Below are 20,516 nucleotides of genomic sequence, written 5' to 3'. Positions count from 1 at the left end.
CGCCTGCCCTCTGTGCTGGCATTGCACCTGGGGGTACTCGTGCCGACCCGCGGTCGAAAGGGGCCACCGTGACATGGCAGGCTCAGCCGTCCCGCCCGCCCGGGGAGGCGCTCGGCGCGCACATCGTCGTAGTCACCATTCCGCAGCCAGGCCATGTCCTGCCCACTCTCGCGGTCGTGAGCGAACTCGTGCGGCGCGGGCACCGCGTGACCTACGTGGCGAGCGAGGAGTTCGCCGGGCCGGTCCGTGAGGCCGGCGCGGACCTCTTCCTTCCCCTGGTGGGCCGCCCGCCGGTGGGCGCCATCCCGGACGGTGACCTGGAGGCCGGGGTGCTCCTGCTGGCCCGCCAGGCGAGCGAACTGGTACCGCGCTTGCTCGACGTCTTCGCCCGGGACAGACCGGACGTCGTCCTCCACGACCTGCTGGCCTGGGGCGGACAGGTGGCGGCGCACCGTATGGGCGTTCCGGCCGTGCAGCTCAACTGCAGTCACGCTCCGTACGCCGGCTGGGAAACCGAGATGTGCGGTGTCTCCTCGCTCCGGCAGGCCGCGTTCCACGACGCCTTCCACTCACTGCTGAGCAGCAACGGTGTCGGCGCCGGCGTCGAGTCCTTCCTCACCGAGCCGACGTCCGGCGTGGTGTTCACGGTCAAGTCCTTCCAGCGGCGTCCCGAGACGGTCAGCGAGGCGCACACGTTCGTCGGGCCGGCGCTCGGACCACGGAGCTTCCAGGGGGACTGGCACCGGTCCTGCGCGGACCGGCCCCTGCTGGCGATCGCCATGGGTTCCTCCCCCGACGTCTCCCCCTCGTTCGTCGAGGCCTGCGTGGAAGCGTTCGAGCCGGTCGGCTGGGAGGTGGTCATGGCCGTGGGGGACCGGATCGGTCCGGACCGGACCGGTCCGCGGGACGGGTCCGCGGTGGCGAAGAACTTCCGTCTCATGCGCCGCATCCCCCAACTGAGCGTCCTCTCCCAGGCCGGGGCCTTCATCGGTCACGGCGGGATGGGCAGCGTCATGGAGGCCATGTACCACGGGGTTCCGCTGGTGGTCGTCCCCCGGATGGCGGAGCAGATGGTCAACGCGCGCCAGGTCGAGCGACTCGGCCTCGGCCGCTGCCTCCCACCGCAGGGACTGACACCAGGGGCGCTTCGTGAGGCGTTCCTGGATGTCGTCTCCGACGACCGGATCGCGGCGCGGGTGCGGAGGATGCGGCAGGAGGTCCGGACCGCCGGTGGTGCGCGGGCGGCCGCGGACGTCGTGGAACGGGCCGTCAGGAACGGTCGGCCGTCCTTGCCGTCTGCCGGCGCGTCGTGCCGAGCGGCGCGGGGAGTGGTGCGGGGGGCGCCGCACGGCGCCGGACTGCCAGACCCGCCTCTGCCTCGTGCACATTGATGACCAGTGAGCCGATCAGGTCGAGCAGCGCCGCCTCGATCTCCCCCGTCTGGTCCCTCCGCCTCGGGCCGTGCCGTCCACCGGATGCGGCGTCCAGGTGGCGGTACAGAGCCCAGCGGGCCTCCAGCTGCTGCTCCAGTTCGTCCGCCGGCAGCCTCCGCAGAACCGCGAGGTCCAGCGGTGCGAGTGCTGACGCGGCGTCGGCGACGGTGACGGGGCGCGCCGTCCGGCTGGTGCGGCACCCTTCGTCGAAGTTCTCGTCTGCTGTCGCCTGAATTGCTGTCATGGGCGTGTCCCGGTTTCGATGGGGGCGCAGTCTTGCCACTACTGGTATGAGTGCAGGATCTGGAAATACCCGCAAGCAACGTGAGATATTGTCACCCTTTTGGAGGGGCGTACCGCGGGGCGCATGATGGGTTTGCGTGGGCCCGCGGTCTGTGGAACCCGTACGTCAGATCAGCGCACGCGCCAGGCGGGTGCCTGCAGCAGGTCGCCGCGATCAGAAGGATATTCGTCCATATCCACATCGCACCAGACCACTTTTCCGCCCGCGCACAGTCTGTCGGCTCCCCATCTTCGAGTGCAGTACTGAATGATGCCCATTCCTCTTCCGCTCTCGGCGTACTCGTGGGCGGTGAGGTGAACCGGCAGACTGCGGTTGGTGTCGAGCACTTCGACCCGGATGTGGTCCATGAGCAAACGCACGGCCAGTGCGAAGTAGGCCCCGACACCGCTCCGGGAAGCCGGTTCGGTGGAGCCGGAATGCTGCACGGCGTTCGTGACCAGCTCGGAGACCACGAGGAGCAGTCTGTCCGTCGCCGCGGGACCGACCTGCCAGGACAGCAGGGCCTCGTGTACCTGCCGCCGTGTGACGGACACCGACCTGGCTGTGCACGGCAGCCTGAGAAGTATCGCTTCAGCGCCCTGGTCGACTAAGGACGTATTCAGCTGCGCACAGGTTCCCGGAATGCGGTGCAGGAAATCCAGGTATCGGCATGTTGCGCCGGAGGAAAGACAGCTGGGCTGATTGACTTCTTCCACCTTTGACTCCCGGGTGCGGTAATCCGTGACGGGCAGTTAGACGCTACCCAGGGAGAACGTAAAGGAGGGGGGAATTCGGGATGTGATTGTGGGCGCAGGGAGCTCGGAGTGGTTAGTCGGATGGTCCGAATGCCCCTGTGCGCGCTCCACAGAGGGATGCGTTTGGGCGGTATCCGTTGACGGCGCTGTCCGCTGACGGCGCTGCCCGCGGGCATGCCGGTGGCCCGGCCGTCGGCCGGGCCACCGGTGGTGCTGTGGTGCTGTGGTGCTGTGGGTCAGGGGGTGTAGGTGAAACCGCCCGTCACGTTCGCGCTCCCGGCGGGGGTGGTCACGACGACCGCGGCGTTACCGGCCGCTCCGGCAGGCGTCAGACCGGCGACGAACGATCCGGTGGGGTCGACGACGACGTTGGTCGCGGGCGCGCCCCCGAAGGTGACCTGGGCTCCGGTCAGGTTCGAGCCGGTGATCACGAACGGCGTACCGCCCGCGACCGGTCCGGTCGTCGGAATGATGGACGTCACGGTCGGCGGGGTGGGGGCCACGTAGGTGAAGCCTCCGGGGACGGTCACGCTGCCCGCCGGGGTGGTCACCTGGACCGTCGCGTTGCCCGCGGCCCCGGGAGGCGTCAGGCCGGTCAGGACCACTCCGCCGATGACGTTGACGTTGGTGGCCGGCACCCCGTTGAAGGTGACCGACGCGCCCGTGAGGTTGGTGCCCACGATGGTGAACGGCGTACCGCCGGTTGTCGGTCCGGTCGGCGGGGTGATACCGACGACGGTCGGCGGCGGTGTGACCGGCGGGGCGATGTAGGTGTAGTTGGCGGGAGAGCTGGTGCCGGCGGGCGTCGTGACGACGACCGGGACGTTGCCCGCGGCGTGCGCGGGCGCGGTGACGACGAGCAGGAAGCCGAACGGGTCCTGGGACACGATGGTCGCCGGTGTACCGCCGAAGGTGACGGAGGTGGCTCCGGCGAGGTTGGCACCGATGAGCAGCACCTGGTTCCCGCCCGTGGTGGGCCCGAAGCCCGGCACGGCGGCGAACAGGGTCGGCTGGGTGAGGACGGCGGGCAGGCCGGGCAGCAGATTCGCTGACATGTTGGTCTCCTGGAGGAGTTGTCGGTGACTGATCCGCCCGATGGCGCCGGTGTACGTTCACACGGGAGCAGGCAGCGTCGACCCCTGATCGCGCGAGAGGGACGAGCCCTGTGATGTCGTCGGCTTTGTCAGAAGTGGGTCTGCTCACTGAGAGACACGCATCGGAACGGCTCGCTGAGTGAAAGTGGCCCTGGGAGCGGACCACCGTGTGGCCTGCTTGCCGCGTCAATGTGGGCACCACGACGCCGTAAGAGCTGGGCAGCTCCGCAGACCGGCGGACATTCGAGATGTCGCGCTGTCCGGCGCGGATGGGCTGCCCGCCGGTATTTCAGTGATACTTCGCGATTGGGCGTGCGAACAAGGCCCCTCCGCGGATGTCACCCGAACGGGGGAGCGTGCACTACGGCCGGGCCTGCTGTCCGGATGGCAAAACCCGGCGGACCGGCCCGCCGCGCGAGCCGGTCCGCCAGGGCACGGCCGTCACCTGCGGAACGCGTGGAGACGCTCCTCGCCGATACGTGACCTGGCCTCCGGATCGGTGACCCCCATCCCGGGCCGCGGCGCGAGGCACAGCACCCCGACCTTGCCGATGTGCTCATTGGTCTGGACGCTGCGCACCGCCGCACCCACCTCGTCCAGGGTGTAGGTCCTGGACAGCGCGGGAACCAGATGTCCGAGCGCGATCAGCCGGTTGACCTCCCACTGCTCGTGCAGGTTGGCACCGTGGCTTCCGATGATCTTCTTCAGTCGCATCCACAGGTACCTGTTGTCGTAGAGGTGCTCGTAACCCGTGCTGGACCCGCAGGTGATGACGGTGCCGCCCCGTCTGGCGAGGAAGACCGACGCCGCGAAGGTCTTCTTGCCGACGTGCTCGAACACGATGTGCGGGTCCTCGCCGACGACGTCCCGAATGGCCCGGCCCATTCTCTTCCAGCCCTCGGGCTGCTGGAGGAGGGTGGGATCTCCCTCCTCGATGTCCGAGCGGTTGATGACGGCTTCGCACCCGAGAGATCTGAGGAGCTCCGCCTTTTCGGCGGAATTGACGACACCGACGGGGATGCCGCCCCCGTTGAGGACGAGTTGGACGGCATAGGCGCCCAGGCCGCCGGTGGCACCCCAGACGAGAACGACGTCGCCCTGCTTCATCCGGGCCCCGCGCTCACTGACCAGCATGCGGTAGGCGGTGCTCGCGCACAGCGGATTGACCGCGGCCTCCTCCCAGCTCAGGGCGGCGGGCTTCGGCATCAACTGGCTGGCCCGCACGATCGCGTAGTGCGCGAGGCCGCCGAAGTTCGTCTCGAAACCCCAGGCCTTCTGCCCCTCACCGAGCATCCCGTCCCGATGGGTGTCCGGGTCCTGCTCGTCGACGTACGCGGGTGAGATCACCACGTGATCACCCACGTTCCATCTGCGCACGGAGGAGCCGGTACGGACGATGACGCCCGCCGCGTCGGACCCCACGATGTGGTACGGGAGATCGTGCCGGGCCTCCCAGCCCCCCGCCTTCCCCATCTGCTTGAGGAACTGGAACGTCGGGACCGGCTCGAACATCGCGGTCCACACGGTGTTGTAGTTCACCGAGCTCGCCATGACGGCGATGAGGGCCTCGTCGGGGGCCAGTTCCGGCATGGGAACCTGGGTGACCGCGAGGGATTTCCGGACGTCCTTGTCCTCCACGGACCGGAAGGTGTCGACGTCCTCCGCCCGGACCGTGGCGGCGGGAAAGTACTCCGGCACAGGGAGGGACTCCAGGTCCGCGGCGCCGGCCTCTGCGATGACTGCTTCAGACATGTCAGGCATGTCAGACATGGAGGACTGCATCAGGACTCCCTCGGGCGGATGTCGCGGCGCCCGCTCGACGGACGCCGGTCTTCACTCGGAACTGATCTCTAGCAAGCATCCGCCCCGTTGATGCCGCAACCGCAATGTCCTGCAAAAGGGCCCAGGCAACAGAGTGGTGCCACGTGTCACGGGTCCACCGGACCCGGCGGATCAGCCCGCCCATGGGGAGAACACGCCTGGCTGCATGCCCGTACAAGTGGGCCCGACGGGTGACGCGCCACGCCGTACCGCTCCGCGAGGCGGGATCAGGGCCAAGCGGTGTCGTTTCCCACCACTCACTGAACGAAAATTGCACCTTCTGCTGCTTTTCTCGCGTCTTATGACTGTGCACTTAATAAGCCACACCGGTCGCACCGGGCCGTGCCAGAATCCAGCCAGCACCAGTGGTGCCGTATTGCGGCACGGGCAATCACATCGACATCAACACATCGTCAACGGAATCAGCGGCTGCCGACAGCCCCGCTCGGTGATCGAAAGGAACGGTGGAGCGGATCCTGGACCGGCGGAGCGCGGTCACGGCGCGCGAAGACGCCGCCGACAGCGAGTCCTACGTCACCGTGGCCGGTCAGTCCTTCCAGTTCGCCGACGCCCAGGGCGGACCGGGCACCGCCCTGGGCGAGTACGGCCTCGTACGCCCCGACGACATCCCGAACTCTCCCAGGCCCGCCGACCTTGCGCCCCTGGGAGCGGGCCCGCAGGAGTCCCGCGGGATGCTCAGTCGAGACAGAACTCGTTGCCCTCGACGTCCTGCATCACGATGCACGACTCATTGTGCTCATCGGCAAGCAGCACCTGCACGCATGTCGCGCCGAGCGCCTCCAGCCGCGCGCGCTCGGCTTCGAGCGTGGCGAGGCGCTCTTCACCCACCAGTCCGGTGCCGACGCGCACATCGAGATGTACCCGGTTCTTGACGACCTTGCCCTCGGGGACGCGCTGGAAGTACAGCCGCGGGCCCACCCCCGAGGGATCGATGCAGGCGAACGCTGACCCCTGCCGCTCAGGCGGCAGAGCGCGATCGAACTCGTCCCACGTGGCGAACCCCTCCGGCGGCGGCGGTACGACGTACCCCAACACCTCGCACCAGAAGCGAGCGACGCGCTCAGGCTCTGCGCAGTCGAAGGTGACCTGGAACTTCTTGATCGATGACATCGGCGCACCATAGCAGGGGCAACCTGTTGCCCAACTCCCTTTTCGGGGCCGTACGTTGTCACGCATCGCAACCAGCCGCGAGAATGGCTCCGGCCCGGTTCCGTGAACGGCGGACGAGGTTGCCGGTCAGCCCAGCGAGGTGCTCGCCGCACGCAGTTCGTCCAGGGCCGCCAGGGTGTGCCGGGCGAGCTCGTCCTTGCCGTCGCGGTCGCCCTCGGACCATTGCGCGTATCCCCGTTTGAACGCGAGGACGCCCAGCTCGCCCGCCAGAGCCGCGGTCGGATCGGGTATGCCGCGGGCGACCAGAGCCGTCGTCATCGCGGCCGCGAGGCTGACGCTCTTGAGGGCGTCACGCTCTTGAAGTTCGGCGCTGGCGGCGACGGCCGCCTTCAGGCGAGGTGCGAGCTCGCGGCTCATGGGGCCCATCGCGCTCGACGCGCGTTCCAGACCGGCGGCGACCGCCTCCAGCGGGCTGGCGTCAGCGGGCGCGTCGGCGATCCCCTCGGCCAGCAGTCGGCTCAGCGTCTCCTGTCCGGCGACCAGCAGCTCGCGCTTGTCGGGGAAGTGCCGGAAGAAGGTGCTCTTGGTGACTCCTGCGCGCTCGGCGATCTGCGCGACCGTCGTGGCGTCGTACCCCTGCTCGGTGAACAGATCGACGGCAGCCACGACGAGGCGTTCGCGTGCGCCCGGTTCCCATCTGCCCATGGTCACCATCCTAAGTGATGGGACTCTTGTCCCGTCACTGCGGTAGAGTGACGGGACAAGAGTCCCATCACTCCTGGGGGAGCTTCCCATGCGCGTTTTCGTCACCGGCGGCACCGGTCTGATCGGTTCCGCTGTCGTCGCCGAACTGCTCGACAACGGCCACACCGTCCTCGCGCTCGCCCGCTCCGACGCATCCGCGCAGGCCGTAGAGGCGGCCGGCGCCGAGCCCCTGCGGGGAGCCCTCGCCGACCTGAACACCCTTCGCGCCGGCGCCGCCCGGACCGACGGGGTGATCCACCTCGCGTTCGACCACGACTTCAGCAGCCCCGACACCCTCGCGAAGTCGGTCGCGGAGGAGGGCGCCGCCCTCGCGGCCCTCGGCGAGGAACTCGTCGGCAGCGACCGTCCCTTCGTCACTGTCTCGGGTACGCCCGCCGTGCCGGGCCGCACATCCCTCGAAAGCGACCCGGTGCCCACCGACGGGCCGGTCGGCGGTCGCGGCCGTGCGGTCACGTCGGTCCTGGGGCTGTCCTCGCACGGGGTCCGCAGCAGCGCCGTACGCCTGCCGCGCACGGTTCACCACCAGGGTTCCGGCGGATTCGCCGGCCTATTGACCGACATCGCACGCCGGACCGGAGTGTCCGGTTACCCGGGCGACGGCGCACAGCGCTGGCCGGCCGTGCACGCGCTCGACGCGGCAGTCCTCTTCCGGCTCGCCCTGGAACAGGCGGAAGCGGGTACCTCCTGGCACGCCGTGGCCGACGAGGGGGACAAGGTGCGCGACATCGCCACGGTCATCGGCCGACGGCTGGGCCTGCCGGTCGAGTCGGTGCCGGCGCAGACCTTCGGTCCCCTCGGCCAGATCTTCGCGAGCGACCAGCCCTCGTCCAGCGCGTACACCCGGCAGACGCTCGGCTGGGAGCCCAAGCACCCCAGCCTTCTGGAGGACCTGGAGAACATCCAGCCCTGACCGCCGACCGGGACGTTCGGGCAGTCCCCCTGCCGGGTGCCCCGCCGTGGTTCAGGTCACTGTCGACGGCGCTCCCACCCCGAGGACGTCGAGCATCGCCCGGGTGGCCGGGCTCGGGTTGAAGCGGTTCCACACCAGGTACTCGGTCCGACGCGGTCCGTCCACCACCGGGACCAGGGCCAGTTCGGGGTCGTCAGCAGCCCGCGGCCGGATGAACGCCGACGGCAGCAGGGCGATGCCGAGCCCGCGCGCTATCAGCCGGGTGATGAGCTCCACGACGCCGGCTTCGTAGGCGACGTCGCGCGTCAGGCCAGCGGCGGCGAACGCCTGATCGGACTGGGCCCGGGCCGGCGTTCCGCCCACGAAGTCGACGAACGTCTCTTCGGCGATCTCCTGCAGGGTGACCTGGGGCACGTCCGCCAGCCGGTGGCCGTCCGGCACCACCAGCACGTGCTCGTCGTGACCGAGGACAACGGCCTCCACGCCGACAGGCGGTTCACTCTCCGGCACGCCGAGGAACGCGATGTCCAGGTCGCCGTTCCGGACGGCCGCCGCCAGTTCATCGCTGCGTCCGGAACGGAGGGCGACGCGGACGTCCGGATGCCGGGCGCGGTACCGCTGCAGCAGCTCGGGTACGTCGACGGCAGCCGTCGTCACGATCACGCCGACGGCGAGCCGACCGCGTACCACGCCGGTCGCGGCGGCGGCGTCGGCGGCCGCCCGGTCGGCGGCGGCCAGGCATTCGCGTGCGCCTGCGACGAACGCCGTTCCGGCAGGCGTCAGTTCGACGCGCCGGCTGGACCGGGCGAACAGCTTGACCCCGAGCTCCCGTTCCAGGTCGGCGATCCGGTGACTCAGTGACGACTGCACCACGAAACAACGCTCCGCGGCGCGGGTGAAGTTACGGGTTTCGGCGACGGCGACGACGTAGCGCATCTGCTGGAGATCCACGCGGCCATCGTTCTGGTTCATGGCTGCGATGACAAGCATGTGTTGGACTCATGACCGGCTTGGTTCTGAGACTTCATCACATGCATACCTCGACCGAGCGGGCGTCCGGCCCGCCGCGGATCCCGTACGCGCGGCAGTGGGCCACGGTGGCACTGACCGCACTCGCTCCCGCGTCCTGGGGCACCACGTACGTCGTCACCACGGAACTGCTCCCGCCCGGGCACCCGTTGTTCGCCGGGATGCTCCGTGCCCTGCCCGGCGGGCTGCTCGCGCTGGCGATCACCCGAGTGCTCCCGCGCGGGGACTGGTGGTGGAAGGCGATCGTGCTCGGCGCACTCAACATCGGCGCCTTGTACCCGCTCCTGTTCGTCGCGGCCGAACGACTCCCCGGCGGTGTCGCCGCCACCCTCAGCGCCACCCAGCCGCTGATGGTCGCCGGGTTGGCCGTCGCGCTGCTCCACGTCCGGCCGACGGCCTGGCGACTGACCTGGGGTGTGCTCGGCGTGGTCGGCGTCGGACTCGTCGTACTGGGGCCGCAGGCCCGGCTGGACGCCGTCGGCGTCCTCGCCGGTCTCGGCGGTACGGCCACCATGGCCGCCGGGATCGTCCTCACCAAACGCTGGGGCCTTCCCGCGGGGGTCGGTCCACTGACCCTGACCGGCTGGCAACTGACCGCAGGTGGCCTGCTGTTGCTCCCTCTCGCCTTCGCGATCGAGGGGGCGCCGCCGCGCATCGACGCCGGGGCCGCCGGCGGATACCTGTGGCTCGGCAGCGTGGGTGGACTGGTCGCGTCCACGCTGTGGTTCCGCGGTATCGGAAAGCTGCCGGTTGGTGCGTCCGCACCGCTGGTGCTGCTGTCCCCGCTGGTCGCGGCCGTCATCGGCGTCGCGCTGGGCGAGTCACTGAGCCCGTTGCAGACCCTCGGCTTCGTCCTCGCCCTGGGGGCGTTGCTCGCGGCGCAGCTCAACTCACCGAACCTGTCGGGCCGCATGGCGCGCGGCAGGGCGACAGAAGCCCGATCCGAGCAGACCGAACAACACGACGACCGTGTACGAGAAGGACGAACCCGATGAAGACAAGCATGACGATCGCCGTCCTGGGCGCCACCGGGATGGTCGGCAGCCGGGTGATCGACGAGGCCGGCGCACGCGGACACCGGGTGATCGCCCTGTCCCGGAAACCCGCGGGTGAGAACCCGGCGAACCCGAACGTGACGCCGGTCGCGGTCGACGCGAACGACCCTGATGCCGTACGCGAGGCACTCGCAGGGCGGCGGCGTACGGCGCCATGCGCCGCAGACACCGCCTCCCTCGCCGCCGCGGACGCCGTGGTACTGACCGTGCGGACCATGCCGGTCGACCACAAGTTCCTGGTCGCCACCACCCGTACGGTGCTGGACATCGCCGCACGGCTCGGGATCCGCGTCCTCGTCATCGGCGGCGCCGGCGCATTACGCAGCCCCGACGACCGTGATCTGCTGGTCGCCGACAACCCGGCGTACGTGCCCGCCGACATCAGGGCCGTCGCCGCCGCCGGAGTCGCCCAACTACGTGCCTGCCAGTCCCACGCCGATGCCGATTGCGTCTACCTGAGTCCACCGGCCCTGCTCGAACCCGGCGTACGAACCGGCCGCTATCGGCGCGGCACCGACACCTTGCTCGTCAGCGCCGACGGCCGATCCTGGATCAGCACCGAGGACCTGGCCGTTGCCGTGATCGACGAACTCGAGACCCCTGGTCCCGACCACCACATCACGGTCGTCCACCAGCGCGCGTAGGGCCGTACCGCCCCTGCACGTCTTCGAGCCGCACAGAGGGCGGCGCGTGTACGGCAACCAGAACGCGCGCCTGACGAAGTGACTCGACGACGGTACCCGCCCGCCCGGGTGGCAAGGGGGCGGGAATGGGCGTCGCCGTCCTCCTGGCCGCCTACACTCGCTGCGCCGACGGGCAGTCGGCGGGTGTGCAACGGCGGCTGGAGGCCGCGGGCGATCTCCGGAGCCGGACGTGCCGGACGCCGGCTGATCTTCGACCGGTCGGGAAACTCCGACACGTATTCGACATGGCCACCCGCGAAAGCCCGGTGACAGCCGGACAGCCCCGGAGTCTGCCCTTGATCGACTACAAGGCGTCCCGGGGCTACGGCGTGGCCAGTGCTGCACACACTGGCCAGCACGCCCTCCCGAAGGAGGTGGGGCGTGGGCGCCCCCGGCAGGACTTGAACTGCGGCCAACGCATAGAAGATGCGGGCAGTCCGCCATGAGGCGGCCCGGTGGGCCCCTGCCGCTGTGCCGGGCCGCTCGGTGCTGCTGCCGTCCGTCGTCGTCGGCGTCATGACTGCCGTCACTGCCGACGCGGCGATGAATCGAGGTTTAGCTCCGCTGCCCAGTTCGGCGCTCGTAGTCGGCGAAGCCGTCCTCGATGGCCGGAAGTACCATCTCCACCCTGAAGTAGGGCACGCTCCACAGTGGGCTGTCGCGAAGACCTTCGAACAAGTCGGACCATGCGGTCAGGTCGTTGGTCTCGGCGACTAGGACGTCGGACGGAGCGGCGGCCCATGCCTCAGCATCGAACCAACGAACCTGGACGGCATCGTGCTTCTCCAACAAGGGCTGCACATGTTCGGTGATGACCCGCCGACGCTCAGGGCGCCCGAGCGCCAGCCACGCGGGTAAAGCTGTGAGGTGGACAAATATCGTGAACCGCGGTCGCGGTTTGACATCGCTCATGCGCACCATTCTGGATCAACAGTCGCGGCGCATGCCGCCCGATCGGCGTAGCGGCTTTGGGCTGGAGCCGGCGGACTCGGCAGCCGTGGGCGCGGGCGGCGGGCCGGCTGGTGTGAAAGCGGGCCGCCAGGCAGGCACCGCGAGCGCCGGCACCGTGAGCGCCAGGCCGAGGGGCGCGGGTCCGCGGGGCCGCGGGCGATCCGTGGGTGGAAACCGGCCTCGTTTTCACCACCTGGCGGGGACACCGATCGAGCCACGGAACCTGAACCGGGACTCTTCCCCCCGATCCGTGAGCGGCTGGGCCTGAAGGTCCGCTTTCACGATCTCCGCCACACCTGCGTGACCCTGCTGCTCGGCATCCGTATCCCGCCGCATATCGTCCGGGACTTCGTCGGGCACGGCGCGCTGGATGTGACCATGAACATCCACGCGCACGCCGCCCTGGCCGAGAAGCGGTCCGCCCTTGATCGGCTGGGGAGCCTGCTGGCAGACGGGTGACGGGGCCGTTGCCGTCATAGACGCGAAACGCCCTGGAGGGAAGATCCCCTCCGGGGCGTTTGTGCTGGTGGCAGGTGGCGCCCCCGGCAGGACTCGAACCTGCGGCCAAGCGCTTAGAAGGCGCCTGCTCTATCCACTGAGCTACGGGGGCCGGGGACAAGGATAGGGCTCCTGGAACCTTGTCCCGGTTGCTTCGCCTCCGTGGCTCGATGTGGAGGTTCGGTGAAGCGGTCCTGATAATCGCAGGCAGGTACGAATCGTGCATCGCTTTTGGGGTCCGACGGCGCCTGGTGTTGTGCACTCGTTATGCCTGGCCTGTGCCTCCGTCCCAGTCATCCCTTAGGTCCGTTCTGTCCACTCGGCGCGCAGACATGTCTATATGCTTCAGAATTACCCCGAAATTGGGCATTCTTCGCATGTGGTGACCTTGGACGTACGGCCTCAGCTACTCGACGCACTCTCCGCCCTGCGCGACTGTGTCGCCGCCGCACGCTTCCCGCTGCCCCTGGCGGGCGCTCCACGCGCGCGTGCCAACCGCGACGAACTACTCGCGCAGCTCGACGACTACTTGGTGCCCCGCTTGCGGGAGCCCGACGCGCCGTTGCTGGCAGTGGTGGGTGGTTCGACCGGGGCGGGCAAGTCGACGCTGGTCAACTCCCTCGTGGGGAGTCGGGTCAGCGAGGCGGGCGTGCTGCGGCCGACGACCCGGACGCCGGTACTGGTCTGCAACCCGGAGGACCATCACTGGTTCAGCGGTATGCGGGTGCTGCCAGATCTCACGCGCGCATGGGCCCCGAAACAGGACCCGGGGGACGACCTTCCCATCCCCCGCGACGATCCCGCGCGCGTGCTGCGGATCGAGACCACCGACAGCCTCCCGCGCGGAATCGCCCTGCTCGACGCGCCCGACATCGACTCCCTCGTCGCCGACAACCGGACCCTGGCCGCCGAACTCATCTGCGCGGCCGACATCTGGGTGATGGTGACGACGGCCGCCCGGTACGCCGACGCGGTGCCCTGGCACCTGCTGCGGACCGCCAAGGAGTACGACGTCACCCTGGTGACCGTTCTCGACCGGGTGCCCCACCAGGTGGTCTCCGAGGTCTCGCGGCAGTACGGGGCGCTGCTCGCCAAGGCCGGGCTCGGTGACGTACCCCGGTTCACCGTGCCCGAGCTGCCCGAGTCGGCCTGGGGCGGGGGTCTGCTTCCTGCCACCGCCGTGGCCGCGCTGCGGGCCTGGCTCGTCCAGCAGGCGCAGGACGGCGGCCACCGGCAGCACGTCATGGCGCGCACCGTGTACGGCCTCCTCGACTCGCTCAAATCACGCCTGCCCGAGCTGGCCAGCGCCGTCGCCGCCCAGTACGCGGCCGCGCTGCGGCTCACGGCCGCCGTCGACGCGGCGTACGACAGCGAGCACGCGCGCGTCCGGGGACGACTGCAGGCCGGGGCCGTACTCGCCGGGGACGCGCTCAAGCGCTGGCGTGCCTTCCCGCTGGACTGCACCGCCGGGGAACTCCTCGACACCCTGGCGGAGAGCCTGGCCGCGCTGCTGCTGTGCGCCGTCACGGCCGCCGACGAACGCGCCGACGACGCCTGGCGGCGCGAGCCCGCGGCGGGCGCCCCAGAACTCGCGGACCGGGATCCGTCCCTGGAGAGCACCGAGCACCGCATCGGACTCGCCGTACGGCGGTGGCGGCGCGAGCTCGAGGAGTACGCCGAGGACGAACTGCGCGAGCTCGACCGCAGCGTCGCCCCGGACCCGGAGATCGTCGCCGCCCTGGTCGCCACCGCGCTGCTCGGCGGCCGCCGGGCGCGCTCCGCGGGCGAAGGACTCGCCGAGCGGATCGGCGCCCACGGCGCGCTGCGGCTGCGCGACCGCGCCGGCCGGCTGCTCGCCGACTACGTCGACCGGATCATGCACGGCGAACGCGAACGCCGCCTCGCCCCGCTCGACGCGCTCGAGGTCCATCCCGATCCGCAGGCAGAACTCATCGCCGCGCTGTCCGTACTGCAGAAGGAGAGATGACCGGTGACTGCCGTCACTGACCAGGACCACACCGGCCACATGGAGACCACGGGTCGCATGGACCACATGGACCACATGGACCACATGGACCATATCGATCACCCTTCGGAGCGGGATACACGGGATACACGGGATGCGCGGGATTCCCGGGATACGCGGGATTCCCGGGATTCAAGTGACAGCGCCGACCACCGCCCCGAGCGCGAGCACCGCGACGAACACGCGGAGATCGACCGCGTCGACCGTCTCGACCGCCTCGGTCAGCTCGGTCAGCTCGGCCATATCGACCAACAGCGGCAGGCCGAGCCCACCGGTGAAGTGGTCGCCCGGGAACCGGCGCCTCCGGCCCCTTCGGCACCATCGGCACCATCGGCACCTCCAGCACCTGCACCGCCTCAGGCGAAGGAGTCCGGCAAGGCCGCCGAGGAGGTCACGGACCCCGTCGCCGACGAGGCCACCGCAGAAATCTCCCGCGACGGCGACGGCGACGGCGACGGCGACGGCGACGGCGAGGGCGAACAGACGAAGCACGGGAGGCGCGGGGAGCACGCGCGCGTGCGGGACGACGGACCCTCCGAACCGGAACCGGCCCCCGACGCCACGGACGTCTGGGACGACGGCCTCATCGCCCGGCGGGTGACCGAGGCCGGCGGCACCGCTCCCCCCGGCCAGCCCTCCGGCTTCGAGACCAGGAAGCCCGCCGCGCAGCCGGTCACGCCCCTCGCCTACGACGGCCCGCTGCGCTCACGCCTGGACGCCCTGCGCGAACTCGTCGGCCTCTCCCGTACCCGCCTCGACAGCCGGACGCTCGCGGAGGCGGGCCGGGTCCTGGACGAGGCGGTGGCCCGCCGCAAGCTCTCCGGCCAGCACACCGTCGTAGCCATCGCCGGCGCCACCGGCAGCGGCAAGTCCACACTGTTCAACGCGCTGGCCGGGGTGGCCATCTCGGAGACCGGCGTACGACGGCCGACCACCGCCTCGCCCATCGCGTGCAGCTGGAGCGACGGCGCGGCGACCCTCATCGACCGGCTGGGCATCCCCGGGCGGTTGCGCCGCCGCCCGGTGAACAGCCCGGAGAACGAGGGCCAGCTGCGCGGACTGGTTCTGGTCGACCTGCCAGACCACGACTCCGCGGCCGTGGAGCACCGCGAGCAGGTGGACCGCATCCTGCGGCTCGTCGACGCCGTCATCTGGGTCGTCGACCCCGAGAAGTACGCCGACGCGGTGCTCCACGAGCGCTATCTGCGGCCCCTGGCCGGCCACGCGGAGGTCATGTTCGTCGTCCTCAACCAGGTCGACCGGCTGCCCGGCGAGGCCGCCGACCAGGTCCTGGACGACCTGCGGCGGCTGCTCGACGAGGACGGTGTGGCCCTGGGGGAGTACGGCGAACCGGGCGCGGTCGTGCTCGCCCTGTCCGCGCTCACCGGGGACGGCGTCGGTGATCTGCGCGAGGCGCTCGGGGAGTTCGTGGCCGAGCGCGGGGCGGCGGCCCGCCGTGTCGCGGCCGACGTGGACGCCGCCGCGGCCCGGCTGCAGCCCCTGTACGCCACCGGGCGGCGCGTCGGGCTGAGCGAGGAGGCACGTGAGGAGTTCGCCGCCCGGCTCGCGGACGCCGTGGGTGCCACCGCCGCCGGGGAGGCCGCCGAACGCGCCTGGCTGCGCAATGCCAACCGCGCCTGCGGAACGCCCTGGCTGCGGCTGTGGCGGTGGTGCCAGGGCCGGCGCGAACCCACGACGGGACGGCTTCAGGCGGCCCCGCAGGCGGAGGAGGAGGCCACGGCACGCCAGCGGGTCGAGCAGGCGGTGCGCACGGTCTCCGACCGGGCCTCGGAGGGGCTGCCCACGCCCTGGGCGCAGGCGGTGCGCGAGGCGGCCGTACGCGGCTCCCAGGGGCTGCCGGAGGCACTGGACGAGCTGGCGGCGCGGGCCGGACTGCCGCCCGGGCGGCCGCCGCGGCCGGGCTGGTGGCCGGTGGCCGTGATGGTCCAGGCGGCCATGACCATCCTGCAGATCGTGGGCGGACTGTGGCTGCTGGGACAGATCGTCGGCGTCATGACGCCCAACCTGGGCGTGCCGGTGCTGCTGATGGTGTGCGGCATCATCGGCGGGCCGATCGTCGAGTGGGGCTGCCGGATGGCGGCCCGCGGCCCGGCGCGGCGGTACGGGCTGGAGGCGGAACGCCGGCTGCGGGAGGCGGCCGCGGGCTGCGGCCGGGCCCGGGTGCTCGATCCGGTGGCCGCGGAGCTGCTGCGATACCAGGAGGTGCGGGAGCAGTACGGCCGGGTCGCAAGGACGGGGGCCACGATGCTCTGACCCCGGCGGGAGGAATGTGAACCACTCGTCCGGGCGACGGAGTCATCCACAGTCGGCCGGTGGTCCACAGCGCTCGGCGGGCCCGGCCCGACGGCGGCAGTCTGACATCGGACGCAGCCGTACGGGACGGGCCCGTACGCGTATCCGTCCGGCGGGAGCCGCCGGGCGAGGGAGGGATCCGCGATGAACGAGACGATGGTGTGCGTGGTGGGCAACGTGGCGACGAAGCCGGCGTACCGCGATCTGGCCTCGGGGCCGTCGGCACGGTTCCGGCTGGCGGCGACGCCACGCTACTGGGACCGCGAGAAGAGCGCGTGGACGGACGGCAGCACGAACTACTTCACCGTGTGGGCCAACCGGCAGCTCGCCGGCAACGCGGCGGCCTCACTGAACCTGGGCGATCCCGTCGTCGTCCACGGCAGGCTGAAGGTGCGTGAGGAGACGCGCGACGGGCAGAAATGGGTCTCCGCGGACATCGACGCGGTGTCGATCGGTCACGACTTGGCGCGCGGCACCTCGGCGTTCCTGCGCACGCCGAAGCAGGAGGCGGAACTCCCGCGACGACCGGAACCCAACTGGGAGACCCCGCCCGCGGGCGCCGACTCCGACGCGGCCGCCCAACGGGAGCCGGAACCAGCGGCGGTGACGTGACGTCAGCCACAGCGGCGATAACGATTCCGAGTCGGATCGGTCATCCGACGAAATGACCGCTGAGCGCGGTGCGCTTGATCCATAAGATGCCGGGCGTAGCTCTCGGGGCTGCTGATTCTGCTGGTGGGACCGTGCCCCCCACGTCGACGGGTCCTGCTCGAAGGGGAATTTAGTGCTTTCTGCGTTCTCTGGGCCCTTGGGGTTCGTCACGGCGTTCGCGCGGCCCACGCGCGGACGCGGGCCGGTCCGCGCCGCTGCGGCGACCCTGGTCACCGGGCTGGTGGCCGCCGGGCTGCTCGCCGGGGCCGGTACGGCCGCCGCGGACGGAACACCGCAGCAGCAGGCCGGGGCGACCGCCACCATAGGCGGCCTGAAGACCTACGGCGAGGCCGTGATCCATGGGGACGGCGGAGACCAGCGGGTGTCCGCCGGCCTGTTCGAGATGTCCGTCGAGGGTGGCGGCACCCTGCAGACGTACTGCGTCGACCTGCACAACCCCACGCAGAAGGACGCCAAGTACCAGGAGACTCCCTGGAGCGGGACCTCGCTCGGCACCAACAAGGACGCCGGGCGGATCCGTTGGATCCTGCAGAACTCCTACCCCCAGGTCAACGACCTCGCGGCGCTCGCGCACCGGGCCGGCGTCCGTGGCCTCACCGAGCAGGACGCCGCGGCCGGCACGCAGGTCGCCATCTGGCGCTACTCCGACGGCGCCGACGTCGACGCAGTCGACCCGCAGGCCGAGAAGCTCGCCGACTACCTGCAGAAGAGCGCCCGTTCCCAGGCGGAGCCCGAGGCCTCCCTGACGCTCGACCCGCCCGCGGTCTCCGGTCGGCCCGGCGGACTGCTCGGACCGGTGACCGTGCACACCAACGCGCGCAGCGTGACGGTGACACCACCGGCGGACGCGGCGATCACCGGCGTCCGCATCGTGGACGGCACCGGCAAACCGGTCACCTCGACATCGAACGGCGGCCGCCTGTTCTTCGACGTCCCCGAAAAGGCCGCTGGGGGCACCGCCCACGCGTTCAGCAGCGGGGGAGGTTCGGCCGAACTGACCGTCCAGGCGTCGACCACCGTCCCGGTCGGCCGCGCCTTCACCTCCGACAGCCGCAGCCAGACCCAGATATTGGCCGGCTCCAGCGAGTCGACGGTCTCCGCCACCGCGAGCGCCGACTGGGCGGCCAAGGGCGCGATACCGGCACTGTCGGCCGCCGAGAACTGCGCCAAGGGCAGCCTGGACATCAACGGCGCCAACACGGGCGACGAGCCGTTCACCTTCGACCTGATGGACACCGGGTACACGATCCCCGCGGCCGCCTCACGCACGGTGACGGTCCCCCTCCAGGAGGACCAGGCCTACGACTTCACGATCACCGGTCCGAACGGCTTCCAGCAGCGCTTCACCGGCGTCCTGGACTGCCGCACCCAGTCGGCCGAGACGGGCAACGCCATTCGGACCCTCAGCGAACCCAGCCCCGCGTCGGTGGGCGGCACGGCCGGCGGCACTAACCTCGCCGCGACCGGCGGGTCCACCGTGACGCCCCTGATCGCGGGAACGGCCATCGGCCTGGTGGTGATCGGCGGCGGGGTGCTGGTGCTGCTGCGGAGGCGGGAGTCGACGGGACGCTGAGCGTGTCGTCCTGACCCGGGCCGGTCAGGTTCTGAACGAGTGGAGATCGGTCGCGGCGAGGGTTTGCTCCGCGTCGTACGCTTCGAAGGTGCCCGTGCGCCGGAAGCCGAGGCGGGCGGCGAGCTTGAGCGAACGCTCGTTGGCCGTCTGGGTCACCACCAGGACCGGCTGGTCGGGCAGCTCGTCGGCGGCGCCGCGCAACGCGGCCGTGGCGGCCTCGAACGCCAGCCCAGCGCCCCAGGCGTCGCGTCGTAGTACGTAGCTCAGTTCCAGTTCCCAGCCCTCCTCGGTGACGTGTCCGGGAAGCTCCGCGGGACGTCGGGCGAGCAGAAGGGTCCCGATGAGCCGGTCGGTCGTCCTGTCGGCGATGACGAACGCGCCGGGCTTGTCGGTGACGCCGGGGGTACCGGTCGCGTCGAGGTACTGCTCGACGGCGTCCCGGGGCCTCGGGCCACCCAGGTATAACCGGACCTGCGGATCGGTCATGAGCTCGATGAGTCCGTCGCGGTCGGCGTCGTGTGCTTTGCGCAGCCGCAGCCGATCCGAGGTGATCTCCGTGGCGGACAGCGTGGGCGATGTGTTCATGGGACTCATCCTGCACGGGCCGGGCCGCGGTCTCCGGGTTATGCGAAGATCCCGGTCGCTTCCAGCGCGGCGGCTCCCCGGGCCGTCCCTGGGCCCTCCCTGCTCCGTCCGAGGCCCACGAGGCCGGCCGACGGCGACCGACGGCGACCGACGGCGACCGACGGCGACAGTCGGTTCGGCCCGCTGCGTGGGAGCTGGCCGGCGCGCGGCAGCTGTCGGCCGCACCACGGTGACAGCCGACGGCGGCCACCGAGCACCGGCCTGGTCATCCCGCACCGACGTGAACCAGGTCAGGGCGACCTCCCGGCCTGGAAAGAGGCCACAGCAGGGGGGCTTCTGCCGGCAGAAGCCCCCCTGCTTCAGGGGCCCCTGATCAGGCGTCGGCGCAGATCGCGTACACGCTGATGCCGACGCTGGGGTAGCCGTCCTGTCGGCCGAGCGCGATCCACCCGTGCCCGTCGTCGGTGGGGAAGCTGCCGACCAGGACCGCGCCGTTGCCCTGCGCTTCGCCGCCGCCGCCGATGACCTTCTTGCCCGCCGGGCAGTACACGGTGCGCCGTTGGAAGTTGGGCACGTTGGCGTTGGGGAGCTTGACGATCTGGTAGCCGTCCACGGCCGCGGCCCGCGCCGGTGCCGCGACTGCGGCCGCCCGGCCGGTGACGGTCTGCCCTGCGGTGGCCTGCGCGGCCCACCCGGCTCCGGACACCAGGGCCAGCGCCAGAACGCCCGCACCGATCGCCTGTTTGCCTCGCATACGCATGTCCTCTCGTCCCGTGGACTCCGGAAAGGCGGAGCCCTCGGTGGCCATCGTCGCCATGCCGAACGGGCAGCAAGCGAGAAAACCACCTAAACGCCACGATGGGGCGAACATGGGGCATAGGGGGCTCCTCGGCGGACACCCGGCAGCGCACCTGCTTCCCGATCGCCGAGCGTCGTACG

Annotated in this window: 18 protein-coding genes, 1 tRNA gene and 1 pseudogene; 10 read left to right on the top strand and 10 right to left on the bottom strand. The window is 70.7% G+C overall.

The window, feature by feature from the left end:
• Window positions 1-68 precede the first annotated feature (68 nt).
• Window positions 69-1,391 (top strand): macrolide family glycosyltransferase, encoded by a 1,323-nt coding sequence (locus ACFYZQ_RS05100; protein WP_389141678.1) that lies wholly within the window; start codon window positions 69-71, stop codon window positions 1,389-1,391.
• A 456-nt stretch (window positions 1,392-1,847) separates the two neighbouring features.
• Here the strand turns inward: ACFYZQ_RS05100 and ACFYZQ_RS05095 are convergent, their stop codons facing one another.
• From ACFYZQ_RS05095 to ACFYZQ_RS05075, 5 genes are all read right to left on the bottom strand, one after another.
• Window positions 1,848-2,432 carry an ATP-binding protein gene (locus ACFYZQ_RS05095; protein ID WP_389141676.1) on the bottom strand — a complete coding sequence of 195 codons (585 nt, stop codon included), beginning with the start codon at window positions 2,430-2,432 and terminating at the stop codon, window positions 1,848-1,850.
• 275 nt (window positions 2,433-2,707) lie between these two features.
• On the bottom strand, window positions 2,708-3,526 hold the full coding sequence (locus ACFYZQ_RS05090; protein ID WP_389141674.1) for an IPT/TIG domain-containing protein: 819 nt from the start codon (window positions 3,524-3,526) through the stop codon (window positions 2,708-2,710).
• 480 nt (window positions 3,527-4,006) lie between these two features.
• The gene (gene ccrA, locus ACFYZQ_RS05085) at window positions 4,007-5,326 is read right to left on the bottom strand and encodes a crotonyl-CoA carboxylase/reductase (RefSeq protein WP_389141672.1); all 1,320 of its coding nucleotides are present in this window, start codon (window positions 5,324-5,326) and stop codon (window positions 4,007-4,009) included.
• A gap of 756 nt (window positions 5,327-6,082) precedes the next feature.
• The gene (locus ACFYZQ_RS05080) at window positions 6,083-6,517 is read right to left on the bottom strand and encodes a VOC family protein (protein ID WP_389141670.1); all 435 of its coding nucleotides are present in this window, start codon (window positions 6,515-6,517) and stop codon (window positions 6,083-6,085) included.
• A 126-nt stretch (window positions 6,518-6,643) separates the two neighbouring features.
• Entirely contained in the window at window positions 6,644-7,222 is a 579-nt protein-coding gene (locus tag ACFYZQ_RS05075) for a TetR/AcrR family transcriptional regulator (protein WP_389141668.1), read from the bottom strand.
• 88 nt (window positions 7,223-7,310) lie between these two features.
• On the opposite strand from ACFYZQ_RS05075, the gene ACFYZQ_RS05070 reads away from it, so the two are divergent.
• Window positions 7,311-8,192: an SDR family oxidoreductase gene (locus ACFYZQ_RS05070; RefSeq protein ID WP_389141666.1), complete on the top strand. Its 882-nt coding sequence runs from the start codon at window positions 7,311-7,313 to the stop codon at window positions 8,190-8,192.
• A gap of 51 nt (window positions 8,193-8,243) precedes the next feature.
• Here ACFYZQ_RS05070 and ACFYZQ_RS05065 read toward each other — a convergent pair whose 3' ends face one another.
• Window positions 8,244-9,143 (bottom strand): LysR family transcriptional regulator, encoded by a 900-nt coding sequence (locus tag ACFYZQ_RS05065; protein ID WP_389141909.1) that lies wholly within the window; start codon window positions 9,141-9,143, stop codon window positions 8,244-8,246.
• 80 nt (window positions 9,144-9,223) lie between these two features.
• Here ACFYZQ_RS05065 and ACFYZQ_RS05060 point away from each other — a divergent pair, with 80 nt between their 5' ends.
• Both ACFYZQ_RS05060 and ACFYZQ_RS05055 read left to right on the top strand, forming a co-directional pair.
• On the top strand, window positions 9,224-10,216 hold the full coding sequence (locus ACFYZQ_RS05060) for an EamA family transporter (protein ID WP_389141664.1): 993 nt from the start codon (window positions 9,224-9,226) through the stop codon (window positions 10,214-10,216).
• Window positions 10,213-10,920, top strand: a complete 708-nt coding sequence (locus tag ACFYZQ_RS05055) for an NAD(P)-dependent oxidoreductase (protein ID WP_389141662.1) — start codon at window positions 10,213-10,215, stop codon at window positions 10,918-10,920. Before ACFYZQ_RS05060 ends, ACFYZQ_RS05055 begins: the two co-directional genes overlap by 4 nt.
• A gap of 594 nt (window positions 10,921-11,514) precedes the next feature.
• Here ACFYZQ_RS05055 and ACFYZQ_RS05050 read toward each other — a convergent pair.
• Window positions 11,515-11,871 carry a darcynin family protein gene (locus tag ACFYZQ_RS05050; RefSeq protein ID WP_389141660.1) on the bottom strand — a complete coding sequence of 119 codons (357 nt, stop codon included), beginning with the start codon at window positions 11,869-11,871 and terminating at the stop codon, window positions 11,515-11,517.
• A gap of 339 nt (window positions 11,872-12,210) precedes the next feature.
• Between ACFYZQ_RS05050 and ACFYZQ_RS05045 the strand changes: the two genes are divergently transcribed.
• Window positions 12,211-12,369 carry a hypothetical protein gene (locus ACFYZQ_RS05045; protein WP_389141658.1) on the top strand — a complete coding sequence of 53 codons (159 nt, stop codon included), beginning with the start codon at window positions 12,211-12,213 and terminating at the stop codon, window positions 12,367-12,369.
• Between the two features lie 75 nt (window positions 12,370-12,444).
• On the opposite strand, the gene ACFYZQ_RS05040 is transcribed toward ACFYZQ_RS05045, so the two are convergent.
• Window positions 12,445-12,520 (bottom strand) — tRNA-Arg (locus ACFYZQ_RS05040).
• A gap of 267 nt (window positions 12,521-12,787) precedes the next feature.
• Between ACFYZQ_RS05040 and ACFYZQ_RS05035 the strand changes: the two genes are divergently transcribed.
• The 4 genes from ACFYZQ_RS05035 to ACFYZQ_RS05020 all read left to right on the top strand — a co-directional run bounded on the left by ACFYZQ_RS05035 (window position 12,788) and on the right by ACFYZQ_RS05020 (window position 18,992).
• On the top strand, window positions 12,788-14,395 hold the full coding sequence (locus tag ACFYZQ_RS05035) for a dynamin family protein (protein WP_389141656.1): 1,608 nt from the start codon (window positions 12,788-12,790) through the stop codon (window positions 14,393-14,395).
• 3 nt (window positions 14,396-14,398) lie between these two features.
• Entirely contained in the window at window positions 14,399-16,708 is a 2,310-nt protein-coding gene (locus ACFYZQ_RS05030) for a GTPase (RefSeq protein WP_389141654.1), read from the top strand.
• Between the two features lie 183 nt (window positions 16,709-16,891).
• A complete protein-coding gene (locus ACFYZQ_RS05025; protein ID WP_389141652.1) occupies window positions 16,892-17,359 on the top strand; it encodes a single-stranded DNA-binding protein in 468 nt (155 codons plus the stop codon).
• Between the two features lie 196 nt (window positions 17,360-17,555).
• On the top strand, window positions 17,556-18,992 hold the full coding sequence (locus ACFYZQ_RS05020; RefSeq protein ID WP_389141650.1) for a Cys-Gln thioester bond-forming surface protein: 1,437 nt from the start codon (window positions 17,556-17,558) through the stop codon (window positions 18,990-18,992).
• A gap of 24 nt (window positions 18,993-19,016) precedes the next feature.
• Here the strand turns inward: ACFYZQ_RS05020 and ACFYZQ_RS05015 are convergent, their stop codons facing one another.
• Window positions 19,017-19,577, bottom strand: coding sequence for a GNAT family N-acetyltransferase (locus tag ACFYZQ_RS05015; protein ID WP_389141648.1), 561 nt, complete (start codon window positions 19,575-19,577; stop codon window positions 19,017-19,019).
• Window positions 19,578-19,762: 185 nt separating this feature from the next.
• Between ACFYZQ_RS05015 and ACFYZQ_RS05010 the strand changes: the two are divergent.
• A pseudogene (locus ACFYZQ_RS05010) lies at window positions 19,763-19,895 on the top strand (IS5/IS1182 family transposase); the annotation flags it as partial.
• Window positions 19,896-19,950: 55 nt separating this feature from the next.
• Here the strand turns inward: ACFYZQ_RS05010 and ACFYZQ_RS05005 are convergent.
• Complete coding sequence (locus ACFYZQ_RS05005; protein WP_389141646.1) at window positions 19,951-20,331, bottom strand: hypothetical protein; 381 nt, start codon at window positions 20,329-20,331, stop codon at window positions 19,951-19,953.
• Window positions 20,332-20,516: the final 185 nt, after the last annotated feature.

This window comes from Streptomyces sp. NPDC001843 (assembly GCF_042891955.1).
Taxonomy (GTDB): domain Bacteria; phylum Actinomycetota; class Actinomycetes; order Streptomycetales; family Streptomycetaceae; genus Streptomyces.
This window is presented reverse-complemented; position numbering and strand designations above follow the sequence as displayed.